This is a genomic window from Kitasatospora sp. NPDC057965 (assembly GCF_042887135.1).
Lineage (GTDB): Bacteria > Actinomycetota > Actinomycetes > Streptomycetales > Streptomycetaceae > Kitasatospora.
Map to the genome: position 1 here is coordinate 1 of NZ_JBHVPZ010000047.1, position 19,904 is coordinate 19,904.

Here is a 19,904-nt window from a genome sequence, read left to right on the forward strand (position 1 = left end):
GTCCGGCGGTCGCGGCGCCTCCAGCGCCCCGCCGCCCCCGCCCCCGGCGGGCCTGCGGCCCGGCGACGCCCCGCCCGCCCCGCCCGCCGCGCCCGCACCGGGCGCCGGTGTGGCGTACGAGCGCACCCAGCTGGCGGGCGCGATCGACCCGGCGCAACTCGGCGCCCCCGCCGACCCGGGCACCCCGCCGTCCGGCGGCCCCGCCGTCCCGCCGCCGCCCGGCGCGGGCGCGCCCGTCGACGGACCGGGGGCCGGTTACGGCTACCCGGGCGGCCCGGCCCCCGTCGGCCCCCCGGCGCCCGCCCCGGCTCCGGCCGCCCCTCCGGCGCCCGTGCCCGGGCCGCCGCCGGCCGCCCCGGTGCCGCCCGGCGTACCCGCCGTCGGCCCGGGCTACTTCGCCGCGCTCAGCTACCGGGGCCCGGACGGCTCGGAGCAGAAGCTGCTGCACCGCAGCGAGCCCGGCACCCCGCACCCGGAGTGGAAGATCCTCCAGGACCTGCGGCGGCTGAACGTGCCGCCGGAGCAGGTGCTGGAGCTCTACACCGAGCTGGAGTCGTGCGACCTGCCCGGCGGGTACTGCAACCGGATGATCGCCGCCTCCTGGCCGAACGTCCGGCTCACCCACACCGCCGACTACGGCCGCGACCACGACTCCCGGCAGGCCGGCATGGCCCAGCTGCTCGACCACCTGGACGAGCTGCACCAGCTGGCCTCCGGCCAGCAGCGGGTCCGGCCGTTCCGGGTGCCGCTGCCCGGGCCGGGCACCGTCCCGCCGCTGCCGCCGCTCGCCCCGCAGCAGCTCGCCTCGGAGCTCGGCCAGGCCTTCGGGCCGAACGTGTTCCGCTTCGAGCAGCGCGCGGTGGCCCGTCAGGGCGTGCCCGAGCCGGTGGCGCAGACGCTGATGTGGGCGGGCCTGCCGCGCGACTTCGGACCGTTCTTCTGGGCGCAGGCCCAGGAGGGCCGGCCGATCCCGACGCTCGCCGAGCTGGCCGCCGAGCGCGGTCTGCCGGGCGGCCCGGACTTCGGCGGTTACCTGGTGCTCGGCAACGACTACGGCCGGCAGCTCTGCGTGCAGTACGGCACCGCGCACGTGGTCGCGGTGGACCTGGAAGGAACCGGCGAGCCCCCCCGGTTCGTCAACACCGGTGTACCGGAGTTCGCCCGTTCGCTGGCCCTGCTGGGGCGGATGTGGCGGCTGCGGTACGGGCTGACCCCGGACCAGGCCGGTCGCTGGACGACCGACTTCCAGGCCCAGCTGGCCGCGATCGACCCGGCTGCGCTGCAGTCCGCGGACACCTGGTGGGCCGTGCTGCTGGAGCAGTTCTGGGACGGTCTGCTCTGAGCAGGCCGTGCCGGATCCGCGCAGGTGGCAGGGGGTCGTTCCGGTCTCCGGAACGGCCCCTTCGGCGTACCGGCGCGGCGGTGCCTCGTTGGGGTTTCGTCCAGATCCGCGCAAAATAGGTCAAGAGGATGGTCACTGTCGGCCATTCTCGACATGTTTCGATCCGCCCGACGCACGATTCCCGACCGGGTTCGCCGACCCGGTCCCCGAGCAGACCGATCCGTCCGATCATGGGCTCCGCAGCCCGCGACACGAGGGGAAGAGCCCATGAGCGACGCCGTCCCCCAGTACGGCTTCACCGTTGCCCGGCGCGGTTACGCGCCGGAGCAGGTCGACCGAGCCCTGACCGCGCTCACCGCGCAGCGCGACGAGGGGTGGGAACGGCTGAGCGTGCTCGGTGCCGGCCTCCGGGAGATGGAGCGCCGGCTGGCCGAGATCCAGCAGGCCGCCGCCGACGCCCCCGAGCCCGACTACCAGGTGCTCAGCGACGAGGCCGCCGGCCTGGCCCGGATGGCCGAGAACGAGGCCCGCGCCGTCCGCGACAAGGCCGAGCGGTTCGCCGAGGACCTCCGCGACGAGGTGTACGAGGCCGGCCAGGCACTCGACCGCGCCGCCAAGGAGTACGCCACCACCACCCGCACCGAGGCCGACGCCGCCGTGCGCCGCACCGACGAGCGCACCCGGGCCGAGGCGGAGACCATCCGGGCCGAGACCGACCGCGAGGTCCGGTCCGTCCGGGACGCCGCCACCGGGCACGCCGCCAAGGTCCGGGTCGCGGCCGCCGAGGCCTCCGAGCGGGCCGAGGCCAAGCTGGCCGAGCTGCGCCGCAAGGCCGACGAGATGTTCGCCGAGGCGCAGGCCGCGGCCGACGCCGAGGACTCGACGGTCTCCGCCACCGCCGAGCGGCGGGTCAAGGAGGCCGAGCAGTTCCGCGAGACGGTGCTCGGCCAGATCAAGCAGAGCGACGCCGAGGCGCAGGCCCGGGCGGACCAGCTGGTCGAGCAGGCCCGGCGCGAGGCCGAGCGGATCAACGCGGCCACCGAGCGCGAGCAGCGCGAGTACGCGACCAGGCTGGAGACGGTGCAGCAGCACCTCGACCACATCAAGGCGACGCTGGCCTCGCTCACCGGTGCCGCGGTCGGCGCGATCGAGCCCGCGGCGCTCGCGGCGGCCACCGCCGTCCCGGCCGAGGCCGTCCCGGCCGACCGCGCGCCGGCCGTCGGCGCGCCGGTGGACCGGGCGCCGGTGGTGGGCCGGGCACCGGTCGTGGACTCGGAGGCGGACACCGGGGAGATCCCGCTGCCGGTCCTCGCGGACCCGCGGGCCGACCTCCGCAAGGAGGCGCTCCCGGCGCCGGCGAGCGAGGCGGCCACGGCCGTGCTGCGGGTCACCCCGGGGCGGATCTCCCCGGCCCCGGCGGCCGCGGTCGCCACCGGCCCGGTGCCGCCGCGGCCGGCCACCCCGCCCCCGGCGCCGACGGACGCCGGGGAGGGCCCGGCCGCCCCGGCCGAGCGGCCGGCCGAGGAGGAGACCCGGATCATCCCGAAGATCGTGATCATCGACGACGGCAGTGACTACGCCACTCCGAACACGGTCGGCTACCACCGCCGCTGATCCGTTCCGCGGCCCGTCGGGCCCCGGGTGCCCTCCGGCGCCCGCGGCCCGACCCGTTCGCGACGGGTCCGTCCGGCGCCCCGGGGCTCACGGGGTGGGCCCGGCGTCCCCTTCGGCGAGCAGTCGGGTGAGCTTGGCGTCCTGGGCCCGGACGGCCTCGCGGTGGGCGTTCAGGGCCGGGCCGTTGCGGTCGATCTGCTGGCGCTGGTAGCCCGCCAGGACGGTGAACCAGATCCCGGCCAGGTTGCTGTCGGCGGTGCAGTCGGCGTCGGCCCGGGCGGCGGTCAGCTCGGCCGGGGTGGTCTCCGCCGCGGCGCGGAAGCGGTCCGGGAAGGTCGCCGGGTCGTCGGTCCGGAAGCCCGCGGCCGTCATGCAGGCGGCCCACCGCGCGGTCGCCGCCGTGACCCGTCCGTCCCGCCCGGTGGCGGCCATGGAGTCGGCGAAGAGCCGGCCGAGGAGGTCGGCCCCCGGCCCGGGCGGCGAGCCGATCCGTTCGGCGGCCTGCCGGTCGCAGTCGACCCGGGCGGTGTCGTAGGCCTCGCCGGCCCCGGCCGCCGGTCCGGTCACGACGCCGGGGACGTTCCGCCGGGGCGCGTGGAACCCCTGGGTGCCCGCGGCCTGCGCGCCGAGGTACCCCCAGGCGCCGGCCGGCAGGGCGGTGGCGTTGTCCGGCGGCCGGGCCTCCTGCAGACCGTCGCCGCCGAAGCCGGTGTAACCGGCCCGGCGCATGCACGAGACGACCAGCGCATTGCGGACCCGAATCTCCTTGACGGAGGCTTCGTCGTCGGCCTGATAAGCGGAAAGCGGAAGTCCGGTCATTCCGGCCCGGCCGGATTCCGGGGCTTTCGGTGCGTCGATCGCCGGCGGGGTCATGGTGGAATCCGCAGAACCTCCTCCGGAGGGTCCGGCGCAGCCTGTGAAAAAGGCCGATAAAACGACCGCCGTGGCGGTGGCGGTGAATCGTCCGAAATGCGGCGGGCGGGCCAAGCGGAAGCTCCGATCCTCAGGAACGGCAGGACTATTCGGACCCTAGCGCATGCCTGTGCGGAGCGGCCTGCCGGGTGTCGCGGCCGTGCGGCTTGGCCGGAAAAGAACTGTTCGGTCGTGCGGCGTCATGTCAGCCTCTGGAGTCGCAGCCGCTACCCCTTCGGAGGGTTTCCATGATTCGCCGCACAAGTCTTTCGGAACGTTCTTCCGGGCATCGTCCCGGAAATGTCCTGAGCCGCCGGATCGGCGCACTCGCCGTGCTCACCGCGGCGGCCGCGACGTTACTGCCGGCCGCGAATGCCGAGGCCATCAACCGGATCGATTGTGGAAACCGCAACGATTTCGCGAAGGTCTACAACTACGGTTACGGCGGCTCGCTCTGTTTCGCGAACGACGGGTGGATGGCGGTGCGCATCTACAACGTCGACCGGATCGACGCCGGGAACAACAAGGTCATCACGTACCTGGGCAGCGGCATGGGATCGTGGACCGTCTTCAACTGGGAGCAGTACGACTTCAACGGCCACGTGGGCCACGAGGTGACGATGTACGACATCAACCTCTCCCGCTGGTAGCGGCCGGGGGACGGGCCCCGCGGGGCCGCGCGGGCGAGGAGGCCCGCTGACCCGCGGTGCCGGGCGGGTGCGGTCGCCCGGCACCGTTCCGACGGGTCAGAGCACCTCGACCGAGGCCCCCGGGGCCAGCCGGCGCCGGCAGTCCAGTACGTACCGGGAATGGGCGGTGACCGCCTCGTAGTCGAAGTCGTCGTGGTCGGCGAGCAGCACCACCGCGTCCGCCGCCGCCAGCTCCTCCGGGCTCGCCTCCACCCGGCGGACCGCGCCGAACGGGTCCCCGTGCGGGTCGTGCTCGGCGGCGCGCTGGCCGGGGATCACCGGCTCGGGCACGTGCACCCCGACCACCACGTGCGGATCGGCGGCCCGGACCTCGGCGCCCATCCGGACCAGCAGCTCGGCGACCCGGGCGGCCGGCGTCTCCCGGGCGTCGCCGGTGTTCTTCTTGTACGCCAGCCCGAGCAGCAGTATCCGCGAGCCCTTGACCGAGCGCTGCCGCTCGTTCAGCGCCTCGGCGAGCCGGCGCACCACGTAGTCGGGCATGTGGCTGTTGACGTCGTTGGCCAGCTCGACGAACCGGAACGACTGGCCGAGCGCCCGCTCGACCCGCCAGGACAGGTAGGACGGGTCGATCGGCAGGCAGTGCCCGCCCACCCCCGGGCCGGGGGTGAACCGCAGATAGCCGAACGGCTTGGTGGAGGCCGCGTCGATGGCCTCCCAGACGTCGATGCCGAGGTCGTGCGCGAACATCGCCAGCTCGTTGACCAGCGCGATGTTCACATGACGGAAGGTGTTCTCCAGCAGCTTGGTGAGCTCGGCCTCCTTGCAGGAGGAGACCGGGACGGTCCGCTCGACCAGCCCGCCGTAGAAGCCCTCCACCGCCGCCAGCGACGCCGGGTCGACCCCGGAGACCACCTTCGGGGTGTTCTCCAGCCGCCAGGTCGGGTTGCCCGGGTCGATCCGCTCCGGGCTGTAGCCGAGGTGGAAGTCCCGCCCGGCGGTCAGCCCGGACCCCTGCTCCAGCAGCGGCGCGAGCAGTTCCTCGGTGGTGCCCGGGTAGGTGGTCGACTCCAGGACGACGCTCGCCCCGGGCCGCAGGTGCTGGGCGAGCAGGGCGGCCGAGGCCTCGATGAACGACAGGTCGGGCACGCCCTCGCGCAGCGGCGTCGGCACGGTGATCACCGCGATGTCGAAGCCCGCCACGTCGGACGGCTCGGCGGACGGCAGGTAGCTCCCGTTCTCCAGCAGCGGCCGCAGCCGCTCGGCCGGGATGTCCTCGACGTACGACTCGCCGACGGCCAGCCGTTTGATCCGGCGCTCGTCCACGTCGTAGCCGACCACCCGGTGCCCCACCTCGGCCGCGCGGACCGCGAGCGGCAGCCCCACGTAGCCCTGGCCTGCGATGACAACGCGCATGACGAAGAACCCCCTCCATCGCGACGCCCCCTGGCCCCTCCGGGCGTCCCCCACACGGTCTTCACATCAGGGTAGGGAGCGGGGCCCGACCGCGCGGGTTTTCCCGGGATTGCGCAAGCCGGGAGGCGCCGGGGAAGGGCCGGGGCGGGACCTTGGTGAGGGCGGCGGAGAGTCCGGACGCCGGCCGGGGAAGGAGCGCCGGGGAAGGAGCGCCGGGGAAAGAATGAGGCCGAGACCCGTGGCGTCCTCCAGGAAAGGACGCCACGGTTCCCGGCGCGTGGGCGGGCGCCCCCACCCAGGGTCGCCCGGCCTCGCACCCCCGACCCCCATCGGGTGTGCGACCGTGCCTTCCGCAGCCATCCCCCACGGTTGGGTGCGGCGGGCACATTCACCATGGTGCGCGATCTCCATGGACGGGCAGTGACAGGAGTATGTCCAGTTCGTGGCAGAACGCGACGGTCGGGAAACGGTCCGGCGAAACGAGCGGAGCGGCAGGCCGCGGCCGGTGGTTCGCCTGCGCCTGACCGCACCCCGCCCCGCCCCGGCCGTGTGCCGGGTGCGCGTCAGCCCCGCGGCGTACCCTGGAGACCCCCGGCCGCTCGGCGTGCCGGGCCGTTCGCGTTGCCCGGACGGGCCCCCGGCCCCAGGGCAGCACCAGCCACGGGACGAAGAAGAGACTCCAGATGAGCCTGACCGGACTGCTCGATGTCGTCGCGCGGGACGCGGCCCTCGCCGAGGCGATCGAGGCCGCGACCGCCACCGGTGCCGCGGCCGGCGGCCGCCGGCACCTCGACCTGGTCGGACCGCCCGCCGCCCGGCCGTTCGCGATCGCCGCGCTGGCCCGTGCGCTCGCCGGGCAGGCGGCCGGGGAGCGGGGCCGTCCGGTGCTGGCCGTCACCGCCACCGGCCGGGAGGCCGAGGACCTCGCCGCCTCGCTCCGTTCGCTGCTGCCGCCGGACGCGGTCGCCGAGTTCCCGGCCTGGGAGACGCTGCCGCACGAGCGGCTCTCGCCGCGCTCCGACACGGTCGGCCGTCGGCTGGCGGTGCTGCGCCGGATCGTCCACCCGCGCGCCGACGACGCCGCGGCCGGGCCGGTCCAGGTGATCGTGGCGCCGGTGCGCTCGGTGCTCCAGCCGCAGGTGAAGGGGCTGGCCGAGCTGGAGCCGGTGGCCGTCCAGCGGGGCGAGTCGCACGATCTTGAGGAGATCGCCCGCAAGCTTGCCGCCGCCGCCTACTCGCGGGTCGAACTGGTCGAGAAGCGCGGCGAGTTCGCGGTGCGCGGCGGCATTCTGGACGTCTTCCCGCCGACCGAGGAGCACCCGCTGCGGGTGGAGTTCTGGGGCGACGACGTCGAGGAGATCCGGTACTTCAAGGTGGCCGACCAGCGCTCGCTGGAGATCGCCGAGCACGGTCTGTGGGCGCCGCCCTGTCGGGAGCTGCTGCTGACCGACGAGGTGCGGGCCCGGGCCGCCGAGCTGGCCGCCGAGCACCCGGGGCTGGCCGAGATCCTGGACAAGATCGCCGAGGGCATCGCGGTCGAGGGCATGGAGTCCCTCGCGCCCGTCCTGGTCGACGACATGGAGCTGCTGCTGGACGTGCTTCCGCTCGGCTCGGTCGCCGTGGTCTGCGACCCCGAGCGGGTCCGCACCCGGGCCGCCGACCTGGTGGCGACCAGCCAGGAGTTCCTGCACGCCTCCTGGGTGGCGGCCGCGGCCGGCGGCGACCGCCCGATCGACCTGGAGGCGATCGACGTCTCGGCCGCCTCGCTGCGCTCGCTCGCCGAGGTGCGCGAGCACGCCGCCGAGATCGGCCTGCCGTGGTGGTCGGTCAGCCCGTTCGCGACCAGCGACGCCGCGGTCCACGAGGTGCTGGAGTTCGACGCCAACACGCTGACCCTCGGCATGCACGCGGTCGAGGCGTACCGGGGCGACACCGCGCGGGCGATCGCCGACGCCAAGGAGCGGCTGGCCGCCGACTGGCGGGTCGTCATGGTCACCGAGGGGCACGGCCCGGCCTCGCGCCTCGCCGAGGTGCTCGGCAACGAGGGCATCCCGGCCCGGCTGGTCGCCGACCTGTCCGAGGCACCGACCCGGGACGTCGTGCACGTCTCCTGCGGCTCGATCGAGCACGGCTTCGTCGACGAGGCGCTCAAGCTGACCGTGATCACCGAGACCGATCTGTCCGGCCAGAAGTCCTCCACCAAGGACATGCGGCGGATGCCGTCCCGGCGCCGCAACGCGATCGACCCGCTGGCGCTGGTGGCCGGCGACTACGTGGTGCACGAGGCGCACGGCGTCGGCCGGTACGTGGAGATGGTGCAGCGCACCGTGCAGGGCGCCACCCGCGAGTACCTGGTGCTGGAGTACGCGCCGGCCAAGCGCGGGCACCCCGGCGACCGGCTGTTCGTGCCGACCGACCAGCTCGACCAGGTCACCAAGTACGTCGGCGGGGAGGCCCCGACGCTGCACCGGCTCGGCGGCGCGGACTGGGCGAAGACCAAGCAGCGGGCCAAGAAGGCGGTCAAGGAGATCGCCGCCGACCTCATCAAGCTGTACTCGGCGCGGATGGCCGCGCCGGGCCACACCTTCGGCCCGGACACGCCGTGGCAGCGCGAGCTGGAGGACGCCTTCCCCTACGCGGAGACGCCGGACCAGCTGACCACCATCGCCGAGGTCAAGTCGGACATGGAGAAGTCCGTCCCGATGGACCGGCTGATCTGTGGCGACGTCGGCTACGGCAAGACCGAGATCGCGGTGCGCGCGGCCTTCAAGGCGGTGCAGGACGGCAAGCAGGTGGCGGTGCTGGTGCCGACCACGCTGCTGGTGCAGCAGCACTTCTCGACCTTCGCCGAGCGCTACGCCAACTTCCCGGTGAACGTGCGGGCGCTGTCCCGGTTCCAGACCGACAGCGAGGCCAAGGCCGTGTTGGAGGGGCTGTTCGAGGGCTCGGTGGACGTCGTCATCGGCACCCACCGGCTGTTCTCCTCGGAGACCCGTTTCAAGGACCTCGGGCTGGTCATCGTCGACGAGGAGCAGCGCTTCGGCGTCGAGCACAAGGAGCAGCTGAAGAAGCTGCGGGCCAACGTGGACGTGCTCACCATGTCCGCGACCCCGATCCCGCGCACCCTGGAGATGGCCGTCACCGGCATCCGCGAGATGTCCACCATCACCACCCCGCCGGAGGAGCGGCACCCGGTGCTGACCTTCGTCGGACCGTACGACGAGAAGCAGATCTCGGCGGCGATCCGGCGTGAACTCCTGCGCGAGGGCCAGGTGTTCTACATCCACAACCGGGTCGAGTCGATCGACAAGGCGGCCGCCCGGCTGAAGGACCTGGTGCCCGAGGCGCGGATCGCCACCGCGCACGGGCAGATGGGCGAGACCCAGCTGGAGAAGGTGGTCGTCGACTTCTGGGAGAAGGAGTTCGACGTCCTGGTGTCGACCACGATCGTGGAGTCCGGCATCGACATCTCCAATGCCAACACGCTCATCGTCGAGCGCGGTGACACCTTCGGCCTCTCCCAGCTGCACCAGCTGCGCGGCCGGGTGGGCCGGGGGCGGGAGCGCGGGTACGCGTACATGCTGTACCCGCCGGAGAAGCCGCTGACCGAGACGGCCCACGAGCGGCTGGCCACCATCGCCCAGCACACCGAGATGGGCGCCGGTATGTACGTAGCGATGAAGGACCTGGAGATCCGCGGCGCGGGCAACCTGCTCGGCGGCGAGCAGTCCGGGCACATCGCGGGCGTCGGCTTCGACCTCTACATGCGGATGGTCGGCGAGGCGGTGGCCGAGTTCCGGGAGTCGCTGGCGGGCGGCGGCGAGCCGGAGGAGGAGCCGCTGGAGGTGAAGATCGAGCTGCCGGTCGACGCCCATGTGCCGCACGACTACGCGCCGGGGGAGCGGCTGCGGCTCCAGGCCTACCGCTCGATCGCGGCGGTCAACTCGGAGGAGGACATCACCCAGGTCCGGGACGAACTGGTCGACCGGTACGGCAAGCTGCCCGAGCCGGTGGAGAACCTGCTGCTGGTGGCCGCGCTGCGGCTGTACGCGCGGCGGTGCGGCATCGCGGACATCACCCTGCAGGGCTCCAACGTCCGGTTCGGGCCGGTCGAGCTGCGGGAGTCGCAGCAGCTGCGGCTGAACCGGCTCTACCCGCGCAGCCAGGTGAAGGCGGCGACCCAGCAGCTGCTGGTGCCGAGGCCGTCCACCGGGCGGATCGGCGGCAAGCCGCTGGTCGGGCGGGAGCTGCTGGCGTGGTGCCGGGAGTTCCTGTCGACGATGTTCGACGACCTGGCGGGGGCCAAGAAGTAGCGGGCCCCCGGGGAGGGGTACGGCGGGAGGTGCGGCGGTTCCGGGCGATGAGCCCGGGACCGCCGTTGTCGTCGGTGGGCCGGTGGGCCAGTGGGATGGTGGGCCGGCGGGGCGTGTCGGCGGGCGTGCGGGCCGTGAACAGAGCCGTCAGCCGATCTTCCACTGGCCGACCTGGTCGGCGAAGCCGTTGTCCAGGGCGAACTGGACCTTGTCGAGCTTGGTGCCGTCGGGGACCTCGAAGACCACGAAGCCCTTGCCCGAATCGCCGGCGGCGATGTTGGTCGGGGTCTGGAAGGACGGGCCGGCCTTGGTCTCGGCGAACGTCGGGCCGTACGCCTGGCCCTGGTCGTCGATCAGCTTGGCGCTGCTCCACGGCGCCTCGCCGTACGCCTTGGAGCCGGTCGCCTTGATCTGGAACTGCACGGCGACGTAGTGCTTGCCGGCCGCCGCGGTGAGGTACTCGTTGCTGCTCGCGGCGGGGTCGACCACCTTCAGCGCGCTGACGTCGGCGGTGTTGCCCTTCTCCAGGGTGCCCTTGAGGGCGATGGTGTCGCCGACCTTGGCCGGGGCCTTGGCCGCCTCGGCGGGCTTGCTCTCGGCCGGCTTGCTCTCGGCGGGCTTGGCCGGGGTGCCGTCGCCGGTGGCCGCCGCGGCCGGGGCGGCGGCGGTCTGCTTGGCCTCGGTGGAGACGGAGGTGCCGCCGGTGGAGTCGCAGGCCGTCGCGGTGAGGGCGACGAGCGCGGCGCCGGCCAGCAGGACGGCGGTGCGGCGGGTGCGGCGGATGGTGGCGGACATGGCTGTCTCCTTGGTCTCTGCGAACGCGCGGTTCCCGGTGCCGACCTGGCGTGCTGTCGACAGGAGAGATCACACCATGAGCTGTGAACCGAGTCAACAGAAATTCGTGAAACCTCTCCGTTCACGTGTGAACTGTCCGGCGGAAGGCGCTGGCTATGCTGTGTGGTCACACCGATGCCGCCGCCGCGTCGTCCGCCGCCGTCGTCGCCCGCTGCCGCCGCCGAAGGAGCACCCCATGCCGGACCGTCCCGAGGTGACCGCCGTCGAGATCGCCCGTCTCGCCGGGGTGGGCCGCGCCGCCGTCAGCAACTGGCGCCGCCGCCACCCCGACTTCCCCCGCCCGGTCGGCGGCACCGACAGCAGCCCGACCTTCGCGCTCACCGACGTCGAGTCCTGGCTCCGAGCCCAGGGCAAGATCGCCGAACTGCCGCTGCTCGAACGGGTCTGGCGGCTCGTCGAGACCCTGCGCGACCCGGGCGGCCACCCGGCCGCCCCGCTGGTCCTGGCCGGCTCCGTCCTGCTGCTGCACCACCGCGCGCCGGAGCGCTGGGGCACGCTCGCCGACCAGCCGGACACCAGGCTCGCCACCGGGCTGCCGCGGGCCCTCGCCGACACCGCCCGCGCCGCGCTCGGCCCCGACGGCCCCGACGGCGCCGCCGGCCCACGACAGCCCGGCCTGCTCGGCTCCACCGAACTGGACCTCGCCCGCCTGCTCGCCGAACTCGCCGCCGCGGCCGGCCCGGCCGGCGCCTTCGAACAGCTCCTCACCCGCTACGCCGAGGCCAACACCCGCCAGCTCAGCCCCACCCCGCCGGAGGCCGCCGAACTGCTCGCCGCCGTCGCCGGCGTCCCCGCCACCGTGCTCGACCCCGCTGCCGGCCTCGGCGCGCTGCTGCTCGCCCTGCCGCCCACCACCGACCGCTACGGCCAGGACGCCGACCCGGTCACCGCCGCGCTCGCCGGGCTCCGGCTCGCACTGCGCACGCCCGCCGCCGACCCCGCCCCGCTCCCGGTCGAGCTCCGCCCCGGCGACGCCCTGCGCGCCGACGCCTACACCGGCCACACCTTCGACGCGGTGCTCTGCCAGCCCCCCTACAACGAGCGGGACTGGGGCCACGACGAGCTGCAGTTCGACCGGCGCTGGCCCGGCGGCCTCGTCCCGCCGCGCGGCGAGTCCGAACTCGCCTGGGTGCTGCACTGCCTCGCCCACACCCGCCCCGGCGGGCTGGCCGCCCTGCTGCTCCCGCCGACCGTCGCCGCCCGCCGGGCCGGCCGCCGGGTCCGGGCCGAACTGCTGCGCTCCGGCGCGCTGCGCGCCGTCGTCGCGCTCCCGGCCGGCGCCGCGCCCCCGTACGGGGTGCCGCTCCACCTCTGGGTGCTGCGCGCCCCCCGCCCCGGCGACGACTTCCGCCAGGTCCTGATGCTGGACGCGGCCTCCGCCTCGCCCGGCTCGGCCGAGGCCGCCGAGGGCGGCCGCGACAAGGTCCGCTGGCCCGAGCTGCGCCGCACCGTCCTGGACGCCTGGCGGGCCTTCGACCTCGCCGCCCGCGAGGGCCTGCCGCTGCCCGCGGACCGCCCCGGCCGGCACCGGACCGTGGCGGCGATCGACCTGCTCGACGACGAGACCGACCTCTCGCCCGCCCGCCACGTCCCGCCGGCCGCCCCGCTCGGCGGCGCCGCCGGACTCTCCCACCTCGGCGGCCGGCTGGCCGAGCTGCTGGCCGGCCTCGCCGACCCCGCGGCACTGCTGCCCGAGCCGACCGGCGAAGCGGGTGGCGGCGCGGGCAGCGGTGGCGGCGCGGTCGTCACGCTGGGCGAACTGGTCCGCTCCGGGCTGCTGGAGGTGCACTCCTCCGGCACCGGCGCGCCCTCCCGCCCGGCCGACGCCGACCCGGGCGGCACCCCCGTCCTCACCGAGCAGGACCTGCTCACCGGCAGCGCCCCCGAGGCCGTCCTGGACCGGACCGCCGAAGCCGCCGACACCGCCCCACTGACCCGCCCCGGAGACGTCCTCGTCCCCGCCCTCGGCGGCGGCACCGCCCGCGTCGTCGGCCCGGACGGCCCGCCCGCCGGCGCCGCCCTCGGCCGCCAGCTCCACCTGCTGCGCCCCGACCCGGCCGCGCTCGACCCGGAGTTCCTGGCCGGCCACCTGCGCTCCACGGCCGCCGCCCGCCGGGCCGCCAGCCACGCCTCCACCACCACCCGCCTCGACATCCGCCGGGTCGAGCTGCCGCGCCTGCCGATCACCGAGCAGCGCAGGCTGGGCGCCGCCTTCGCCCGGCTCGCCGCCTTCGACACCGCCCTGCAGCGTGCCGCCACCCTGGGCCGCACCCTCACCCAGGCCGCCACCGACGCCCTCGCCACCGGCACCGCCGAGCCCCCGTCGATGCCCTGACGCCCGCGCCGTAGGCCGGCCCGGCGGGCGTCTTCGCGGCCGGCCCGGCGGGCTCGGCCGGTGCTTCGGCGCTCGCCCCCGGAGGACGGCCCGGCCGACGCCCCGCGTCGCCGGGGCCGCCGAGCCTCCGTCAGTGCCCTGACGACCGCGCGGTGGGCCGGTCCGGTCGACGTCCCGTGCCGGGGTCGTTCGACAGGCACGGGCGGTACGGTGTGCGGGACCGATTCGGTGATCGGGACCGCCGTCGTCCTCACCCGCTCAGGAGCGCGCATGTCAGGGCAGTACCCCGGGCAGTTCGGCCCACCGCCCGGTGGCGCGCCGGCCGGCGGCATACCCGGCGCCGGACCGCAGGCCTACGCCCCGACCGTCGCCGTCCCGCCGCAGGGCCGTGGCCGGAAGCCCGGGCCGTACGGCGTGCTCGGCCGGATCCTGGTGGTCCTCGCGCCGGTGCTCTCCTTCGGGCTGCTCGGCATGGTCCCCTCGCTGCTGCTGGCGATCCGCCGCCGTCGGGGGTACGACATCCTGGGCGCGGTGGTCTACGCCGGGCTCTTCCTCACCTTCTTCATCTCCGCGGGGGTCGCCGGGAGTTACCCCAAGGGCGACGCTCCGACCGCCGACGCGGTCGGCACCACGATGATGCTGCTGCTGGCGTTCACCCCGCCGGTGCACTTCCTGCTGATGGACCGCCGGGCGGTCTGGTCGGCGGCCCGTTCCGGCCGGCAGCCCGTCCCGGCCGGCTCCTACGCGCCGCCGCCCGCCGGGTACGGCTACCCGGCGCCCGCCGCCCCCGTCCAGCCGTACCCGGTCGCCCAGCCGTACCCGCAGCCCGCGCAGCCCTATCCCGCGGCGCAGTCGTACGGGAGCGCCGCCCCGTACCCGGAGGCGGCCCGGGCCTACCCGGCCGCCGACTCCCACCCGTCGGCCATCTCGCACCCGCCGGTCCGCGCCGCGGGCCCCGGCGCCGTCGGCCCCGCCACTCCCGTCGGCCCCGCCACTCCCGCCACTCCCGCAGGCCCCGCCACTCCCGCCGGTCCCGCCACCTCCGACGAGCTGCGCGAACTCGGCGAGCTGCTGCGCCGTCAGGCCCGCAAGGACCGCCCGTGACCGCCGCCCGGGTGATCGGCGGCCGCTACCACCTCACCGAGAAGATCGGCCACGGCGGCATGGGCCAGGTCTGGGCCGGCCGCGACGAACGGCTCGCCCGCCCGGTCGCGGTCAAGCTGCTGCGCACCGACCACCTGCTCGCCGCCACCGGCGCCACCGGCCCCGCCCGCGCCGGACACCTCGGCCCCGGCGACGAACTGCGCCACCGCTTCCTGCGCGAGTGCCGCACCACCGCCGCCCTCGACCACCCGGGCCTGGTCACCGTCTTCGACGCGGGCGAGGACGGCGGCGAGCTGTACCTCGTCATGCAGCGTGTGCCCGGCGTCAGCCTGGCCGACCTCATCGCCGAGGACGCGCCGTTCCCGGTCGATCGGGCCGTCTCGGTGGCCGCCCAGCTGTGCGCCGCGCTGGCCGCCGTCCACGCCGTGCCCGTCGTCCACCGGGACCTCAAGCCCAGCAACGTGATGGTCCGTGAGGACGGCCGGACCGTGCTGCTCGACCTCGGGATCGCCACCGCGATCGACCCGACGGCCACCCGCCTCACCCTCACCGGCGCCCCGATCGGCAGCCCCTCCTACATGGCGCCGGAACAGGCGCTGTCCGCCACCGTCGACCCGCGCAGCGACCTCTACGCGCTCGGCTGCCTGCTGCACGAGATGCTGGCCGGCGAGGGGCCGTTCCGCGCCCCCACCGCCCTGGGCCTGCTGCGCCGGCACGTCGACGACCCGCCGGTTCCACTGCGCGAGCTGCGCCCCGAGGTGCCGGCGCCGCTGGAGCGGCTGGTCCTCGACCTGCTCGCCAAGCGGCCCGAGGACCGTCCGGCCGACGCGCAGGAGGTGTACGAGCGGCTGCTGCCGCTGCTGCCCGCCGCCGTCGCGGTGCCGCAGCCCCGGTACGGGTCGCTGCCCGACCCGGCCCGCCCGTACCGGCACCCCCTCCAGCCCCAGCCCCGCCCGGCGGGCGCCGCACCGGCGGCGTCGGCCCGGGTGGCGCCGCCGCCGTTCCTGATGGCCGCGGTGCCGAACCCACCCGCCGCCGCGCCGCCTCCCGCGGTGCCCGTCGCGGCGGGGGAGGACTTCGCGGCGTCCTGTGCCCGGCTCTCCGACCTGGTCGACGCGGGCCGACGGGCCGAGGTGCTCGACCTCGCCGCCCGGCTGCTGGCCCGCGGTCGGTCCGAACTCGGCGACGGGGCGGCGATGATCCGCACCGTCCGCACCATCTACGCCCGCACGCTGCTCCAGGAACGGCGCCACCACGAGGCCCTGACGGAGTACCGGCTGCTGGCGGCCACCGCCGAGGGCGGACCGCACGGGCGTGGGGTGCTGGAGCCGCGCTACCGGGCCGCCGAGTGCCTCGAACAGCTGGGGCGGGGCGCGGAGGCGCTCGCCGAGTTCCAGTCCCTGCACGCGGTGTGGCCGGAGAGCGAACCGGAACGCCTGCTGGACCTCCGTGAGCGGATCGGCGTCCTGCTGGCCTCGCTCGGCGAGACGGAGGCGGCCTGGTCGTGGCTGCTCCAGCTCCTCTTCGACCGCGAACGCCGCGAGGGCCCCCACCACCCGGCCGTCCGCCGTCTGCGCCAAACCCTCGACACCCTCCAACCCCACCACTCCACCACCTGGCCCCCCACGGACCACCGCCAGGCCTGACCCGCTCCGCCAACCACGGCGAGCCGTCCGCCGCCCGGCTGGATTGCGGACGTGGGCGGTCGGTGGGGCCGACTTCTCGTGCTGGTCGGGGGCGCTGCCAGGGTGGGCTGCGGGTATGACTTTCGACAGATCCGCCAGGTGGACGGGGGGCCGTAGGGCCGGGTGGGTGTGGCGAGAGCAGGGTTCGACCTGGACGATCGTCAGGGTTGACGCCCATGCCGAACCGTGCGCGACACCGGCACCGGCCCGCGGACCGGTGCGGGTAGGTTCGGGGTGTGACGACGAATCCTCCGGGCGCGAAGCTGATCCTCCTCATCACCACCCACCGGGTGGCCCCCGGCCTGCTGTCCTGGCCCGCCTGGGAGGCGCTGCGCTCGGCCGGCCGGGTGCTCGCCGCCGACCCCGCCCACCCGCAGCTGCCCGCCGTGGAGCAGGCCGGGGTCGAGGTCCGGATCGTGGCCCCCGGCTCGGCCCCCGCGCTGGCCCGGCTGCTCACCGGGGCCCCGGCCGAGCCGGGCGCCGGCGCCGGCCCGACGGTCTGGCTGGGCAGCCCGGACGGCGACCCCGGGCTGACCGACGCGCTGGCCCGCCTCGCCGTCGAGCACGCCGGCGAGGTGCCGGAGATCGAGGTGCTGCCCGGCTCCTACGACCTGCCGGGCGCGCGGCTGCTGGACCTGGTCTCCGTGATGGACCGGCTCCGCTCGCCGGGCGGCTGCCCGTGGGACGCCGAGCAGACCCACGCCAGCCTGGTGAAGTACCTGGTCGAGGAGGCCTACGAACTGGTCGAGGCGATCGAGGAGGGGGACCGCGACATGCTCCGCGAGGAGCTGGGCGACGTCCTGCTCCAGGTCTTCTTCCACTCCCGGATCGCCGAGGAGCACCCCACCGGCGCCTTCTCGATCGACGACGTGGCGGGCGACATCGTCGACAAGCTGATGTACCGCCACCCGCACGTGTTCGGCGACGCCGAGGCGAGCGGTTCGGCCGAGGTGGAGGCCAGCTGGGAGGCGCTCAAGGCGGCCGAGAAGTCGGAGCGCGAATCGGTGCTGGACGGCGTGCCGGCCGGGCTGCCCTCGCTCGCGTACGCGGCGAAGCTGGTGTCCCGGGTGCGCCGGGCCGGTTTCACGGGCGTGCCGGACGAGCCGTACGAGCTGCCCGCCGACCTCACGGCGGAGTCGGCGGGCCGGCTGCTGCTCGCGGTGGCGCAGCGCGCGCACGACGCCGGGGTCGACGTCGACGCCGCCCTGCGGGCCGCGGCCCGCGGCTACCGGGACGCGGTGCGCGCCGCCGAGGGTCTGAAGCCGGAGGAGTAGCGGTCACGCCCCCGGACGGTCCCACCCCGGACGGTCCCACCCCGGACGGTCCCACCCCGGACGGTCCCACCCCGGACGGCGACGCCTCAGACGACGGCGACGTCCTCCACCGGGCGGCGCTGCGCCGGGACGACGACCTCGCCGATCGCCTCGCCGACCAGGGCGACGAGTTCGGCGAGCCGCTCCAGGTCGAGGTGGTCGGGCAGGTCGGAGAGGGAGACGATCCGCTCGCCGTCCGGCCCGGCCACGCAGAACAGGTCGATCGGGCCCAGGTGCTTCTCGGCGGTGTCGACCAGCGCGGCGACGTCACTGGGACGGCGGACGTCGCCGCAGACGCCGACGACCGGGCAGCCCGGCCGGTCGAGTTCGGTGGCGAGGTCCTCGGCGACCCCGACCCGCTGGTCGGCGATCAGCACGCCGGCGGCGCCCGCCGCGGTGAGGCGGCGGGCGAGGTCCGCCCCCGACCCGCCGTCGAGGACGGTGATCACGACGACCGAACCGGTGACCCGCATGGCCTTGCTCCTCCCTGTGGGCGGCTCCGCACCGTCGCCCACGGACATCTTGCGGAGGATCGTAGGCAGGTCCTGACCCTCCGCAACAGGAATTACCCCTCAGGTGACCAGGCTCACGCCTGCCACGCGGAAGGGCTTCGCCCGGTGCCCCGAGCGCCCGTGTGCACGCCGTGCGGTCGCCGGGACACGCCCGGGATACCGTCGAGCCATGCCAGCTCAGCCCGCCTCCGCCCGTCCGCCCCTGTTCACCTGGGAGTTCGCCGCCGATCCGTACCCCGCGTACGCGTGGCTGCGCGAGCACGAGCCGGTGCACCGGACCACCCTGCCGAGCGGGGTCGAGGCATGGCTGGTCACGCGGTACGCGGACGCCCGGCAGGCGCTCGCGGACAGCCGGCTCTCCAAGAACCCGGTGCACCACAGCGAGCAGGCCCACCGCACCGGCCGGGTCGGCATCCCGGGCGAGCGCCAGGCCGATCTGATGACGCACCTGCTGAACATCGACCCGCCGGACCACACCCGGCTGCGCCGGCTGGTGTCCAAGGCGTTCACGCCGCGCCGGGTGGCGGCCTTCGAACCGCGGGTGCAGCAGCTGACCGACCGGCTGATCGACGGCTTCGCGGCGCGCGGCTCGGCCGACCTCATCCACGAGTTCGCCTTCCCGCTCCCCATCTACGCGATCTGCGACCTGCTCGGGGTGCCGGCCGAGGACCAGGACGACTTCCGGGACTGGGCCGGGATGATGCTGCGACACACCAAGCCGGGCCACGGCGGCGGCGGCCGCGGCGGGGTGGGGCGCGCGGTGAAGCGGATGCGGGCGTACCTGGCGGAGCTGATCCACCGCAAGCGGGCGGACCTCGGCGACGACCTGATCTCGGGGCTGATCCGGGCCAGCGACCACGGCGAGCACCTGACCGAGAACGAGGCCGCGGCGATGGCCTTCATCCTGCTGTTCGCCGGCTTCGAGACGACGGTCAACCTGATCGGCAACGGCGTGTACGCGCTGCTGCGCAACCCGGGCCAGCGGGCCCTGCTCCAGGAGTCCGTGGGGCGTGGCGAGAGCGCGCTGCTGGAGACCGGGATCGAGGAGCTCCTGCGCTACGACGGGCCGGTGGAGCTGGCCACCTGGCGGTTCGCGACCAGTCCGCTGACCATCGGCGGGGTGGAGATCCCGGTCGGCGACCCGGTGCTGGTGGTGCTCGCGGCGGCGGACCGGGACCCGGCGCGGTTCGCCCACGAGAACACCCTGGACCTGGCCCGCGCGGACAATCCGCACCTGGGCTTCGGGCACGGCATCCACTACTGCATCGGCGCGCCGCTGGCGCGGCTGGAGGGGCGGGCCGCGCTGGCCACCCTGCTGACCCGGCTGCCGGACCTGCGGCTGGCCGCCGACCCCGACGACCTGCGCTGGCGCGGCGGTCTGATCATGCGTGGACTCCGTGAGCTTCCGGTGGAATTCACGCCGGAGAATGCGCAGCTCGGAGCGGTTCCGGAGGTCGGCTCGGGAAGCTGACGAGCCGGCACAACACGCTGACGGGGGCTCTCCGTTGCCCATTTTCAGGGAGTCTGAACCACCCTCAATCCGGACATACCGCCTCGGTTGGTAGGCAATCAATCACATGACGTGATGTCCATGTGATATCTGCGATATGAGCTTGTGATTGCTCTGAAGATCTGTCTACTCTCCGTGGAGTTCGCAGCTGCGAGCCCCGTGCGCGGAACGCCGAGTCCTGCCCGCCGCACCACGGGAAACCGACCAGAACCCTGGGCAGGGGCGGGGGACCCAGGTTTTGCGCCGTCTCCCACGGCTAGGGGTGAAGCCGCCTCCGCGCGGCCGGGCCACCTCCCGGTCCGAACCCGACAGCTCACCTCGCAGGCGTGCGGAGAGGGACCTCTTC

Annotated in this window: 13 protein-coding genes and 1 riboswitch; of the genes, 9 read left to right on the plus strand and 4 right to left on the minus strand. The window is 74.9% G+C overall.

Going from position 1 to position 19,904, the window contains the following annotated elements; genetic code table 11:
- Together ACFVVU_RS36665 and ACFVVU_RS36670 are read left to right on the plus strand one after the other, a co-directional pair.
- Positions 1-1,342, plus strand: a 1,342-nt coding sequence (locus ACFVVU_RS36665; protein ID WP_387794154.1) for an SUKH-4 family immunity protein, incomplete at its 5' end; no start/stop codon positions are given.
- Between the two features lie 267 nt (positions 1,343-1,609).
- Positions 1,610-2,956, plus strand: a complete 1,347-nt coding sequence (locus tag ACFVVU_RS36670) for a hypothetical protein (RefSeq protein ID WP_387794155.1) — start codon at positions 1,610-1,612, stop codon at positions 2,954-2,956.
- An 87-nt stretch (positions 2,957-3,043) separates the two neighbouring features.
- Here ACFVVU_RS36670 and ACFVVU_RS36675 read toward each other — a convergent pair whose 3' ends face one another.
- Complete coding sequence (locus ACFVVU_RS36675; RefSeq protein WP_380684055.1) at positions 3,044-3,685, minus strand: hypothetical protein; 642 nt, start codon at positions 3,683-3,685, stop codon at positions 3,044-3,046.
- Positions 3,686-4,116: 431 nt separating this feature from the next.
- Here ACFVVU_RS36675 and ACFVVU_RS36680 point away from each other — a divergent pair, with 431 nt between their 5' ends.
- A complete protein-coding gene (locus tag ACFVVU_RS36680) occupies positions 4,117-4,518 on the plus strand; it encodes a beta/gamma crystallin domain-containing protein (RefSeq protein WP_387794156.1) in 402 nt (133 codons plus the stop codon).
- A gap of 96 nt (positions 4,519-4,614) precedes the next feature.
- On the opposite strand, the gene ACFVVU_RS36685 is transcribed toward ACFVVU_RS36680, so the two are convergent.
- Positions 4,615-5,931: a nucleotide sugar dehydrogenase gene (locus tag ACFVVU_RS36685; protein WP_380684053.1), complete on the minus strand. Its 1,317-nt coding sequence runs from the start codon at positions 5,929-5,931 to the stop codon at positions 4,615-4,617.
- Between the two features lie 683 nt (positions 5,932-6,614).
- Here ACFVVU_RS36685 and mfd point away from each other — a divergent pair.
- Complete coding sequence (gene mfd / locus ACFVVU_RS36690) at positions 6,615-10,244, plus strand: transcription-repair coupling factor (RefSeq protein WP_387794157.1); 3,630 nt, start codon at positions 6,615-6,617, stop codon at positions 10,242-10,244.
- A 147-nt stretch (positions 10,245-10,391) separates the two neighbouring features.
- On the opposite strand, the gene ACFVVU_RS36695 is transcribed toward mfd, so the two are convergent.
- Complete coding sequence (locus ACFVVU_RS36695; RefSeq protein WP_387794158.1) at positions 10,392-11,039, minus strand: DUF4352 domain-containing protein; 648 nt, start codon at positions 11,037-11,039, stop codon at positions 10,392-10,394.
- A 235-nt stretch (positions 11,040-11,274) separates the two neighbouring features.
- Here ACFVVU_RS36695 and ACFVVU_RS36700 point away from each other — a divergent pair, with 235 nt between their 5' ends.
- The 4 genes from ACFVVU_RS36700 (at position 11,275) to ACFVVU_RS36715 (ending at position 17,497) form a co-directional block, all read left to right on the plus strand.
- Complete coding sequence (locus tag ACFVVU_RS36700; protein WP_380684050.1) at positions 11,275-13,434, plus strand: N-6 DNA methylase; 2,160 nt, start codon at positions 11,275-11,277, stop codon at positions 13,432-13,434.
- 270 nt (positions 13,435-13,704) lie between these two features.
- Positions 13,705-14,538, plus strand: coding sequence for a hypothetical protein (locus ACFVVU_RS36705; RefSeq protein ID WP_387794159.1), 834 nt, complete (start codon positions 13,705-13,707; stop codon positions 14,536-14,538).
- The gene (locus tag ACFVVU_RS36710) at positions 14,535-16,184 is read left to right on the plus strand and encodes a protein kinase (RefSeq protein WP_380684048.1); all 1,650 of its coding nucleotides are present in this window, start codon (positions 14,535-14,537) and stop codon (positions 16,182-16,184) included. Before ACFVVU_RS36705 ends, ACFVVU_RS36710 begins: the two co-directional genes overlap by 4 nt.
- Before the next feature lie 275 nt (positions 16,185-16,459).
- The gene (locus ACFVVU_RS36715; protein ID WP_380684047.1) at positions 16,460-17,497 is read left to right on the plus strand and encodes a MazG family protein; all 1,038 of its coding nucleotides are present in this window, start codon (positions 16,460-16,462) and stop codon (positions 17,495-17,497) included.
- A gap of 86 nt (positions 17,498-17,583) precedes the next feature.
- On the opposite strand, the gene ACFVVU_RS36720 is transcribed toward ACFVVU_RS36715, so the two are convergent.
- Positions 17,584-18,009: an SDR family NAD(P)-dependent oxidoreductase gene (locus tag ACFVVU_RS36720; RefSeq protein ID WP_387794160.1), complete on the minus strand. Its 426-nt coding sequence runs from the start codon at positions 18,007-18,009 to the stop codon at positions 17,584-17,586.
- Positions 18,010-18,217: 208 nt separating this feature from the next.
- On the opposite strand from ACFVVU_RS36720, the gene ACFVVU_RS36725 reads away from it, so the two are divergent.
- Positions 18,218-19,519 carry a cytochrome P450 gene (locus ACFVVU_RS36725; protein WP_380688058.1) on the plus strand — a complete coding sequence of 434 codons (1,302 nt, stop codon included), beginning with the start codon at positions 18,218-18,220 and terminating at the stop codon, positions 19,517-19,519.
- Positions 19,520-19,750: 231 nt separating this feature from the next.
- A riboswitch (cyclic di-AMP (ydaO/yuaA leader) is annotated at positions 19,751-19,899 on the plus strand.
- Positions 19,900-19,904: the final 5 nt, after the last annotated feature.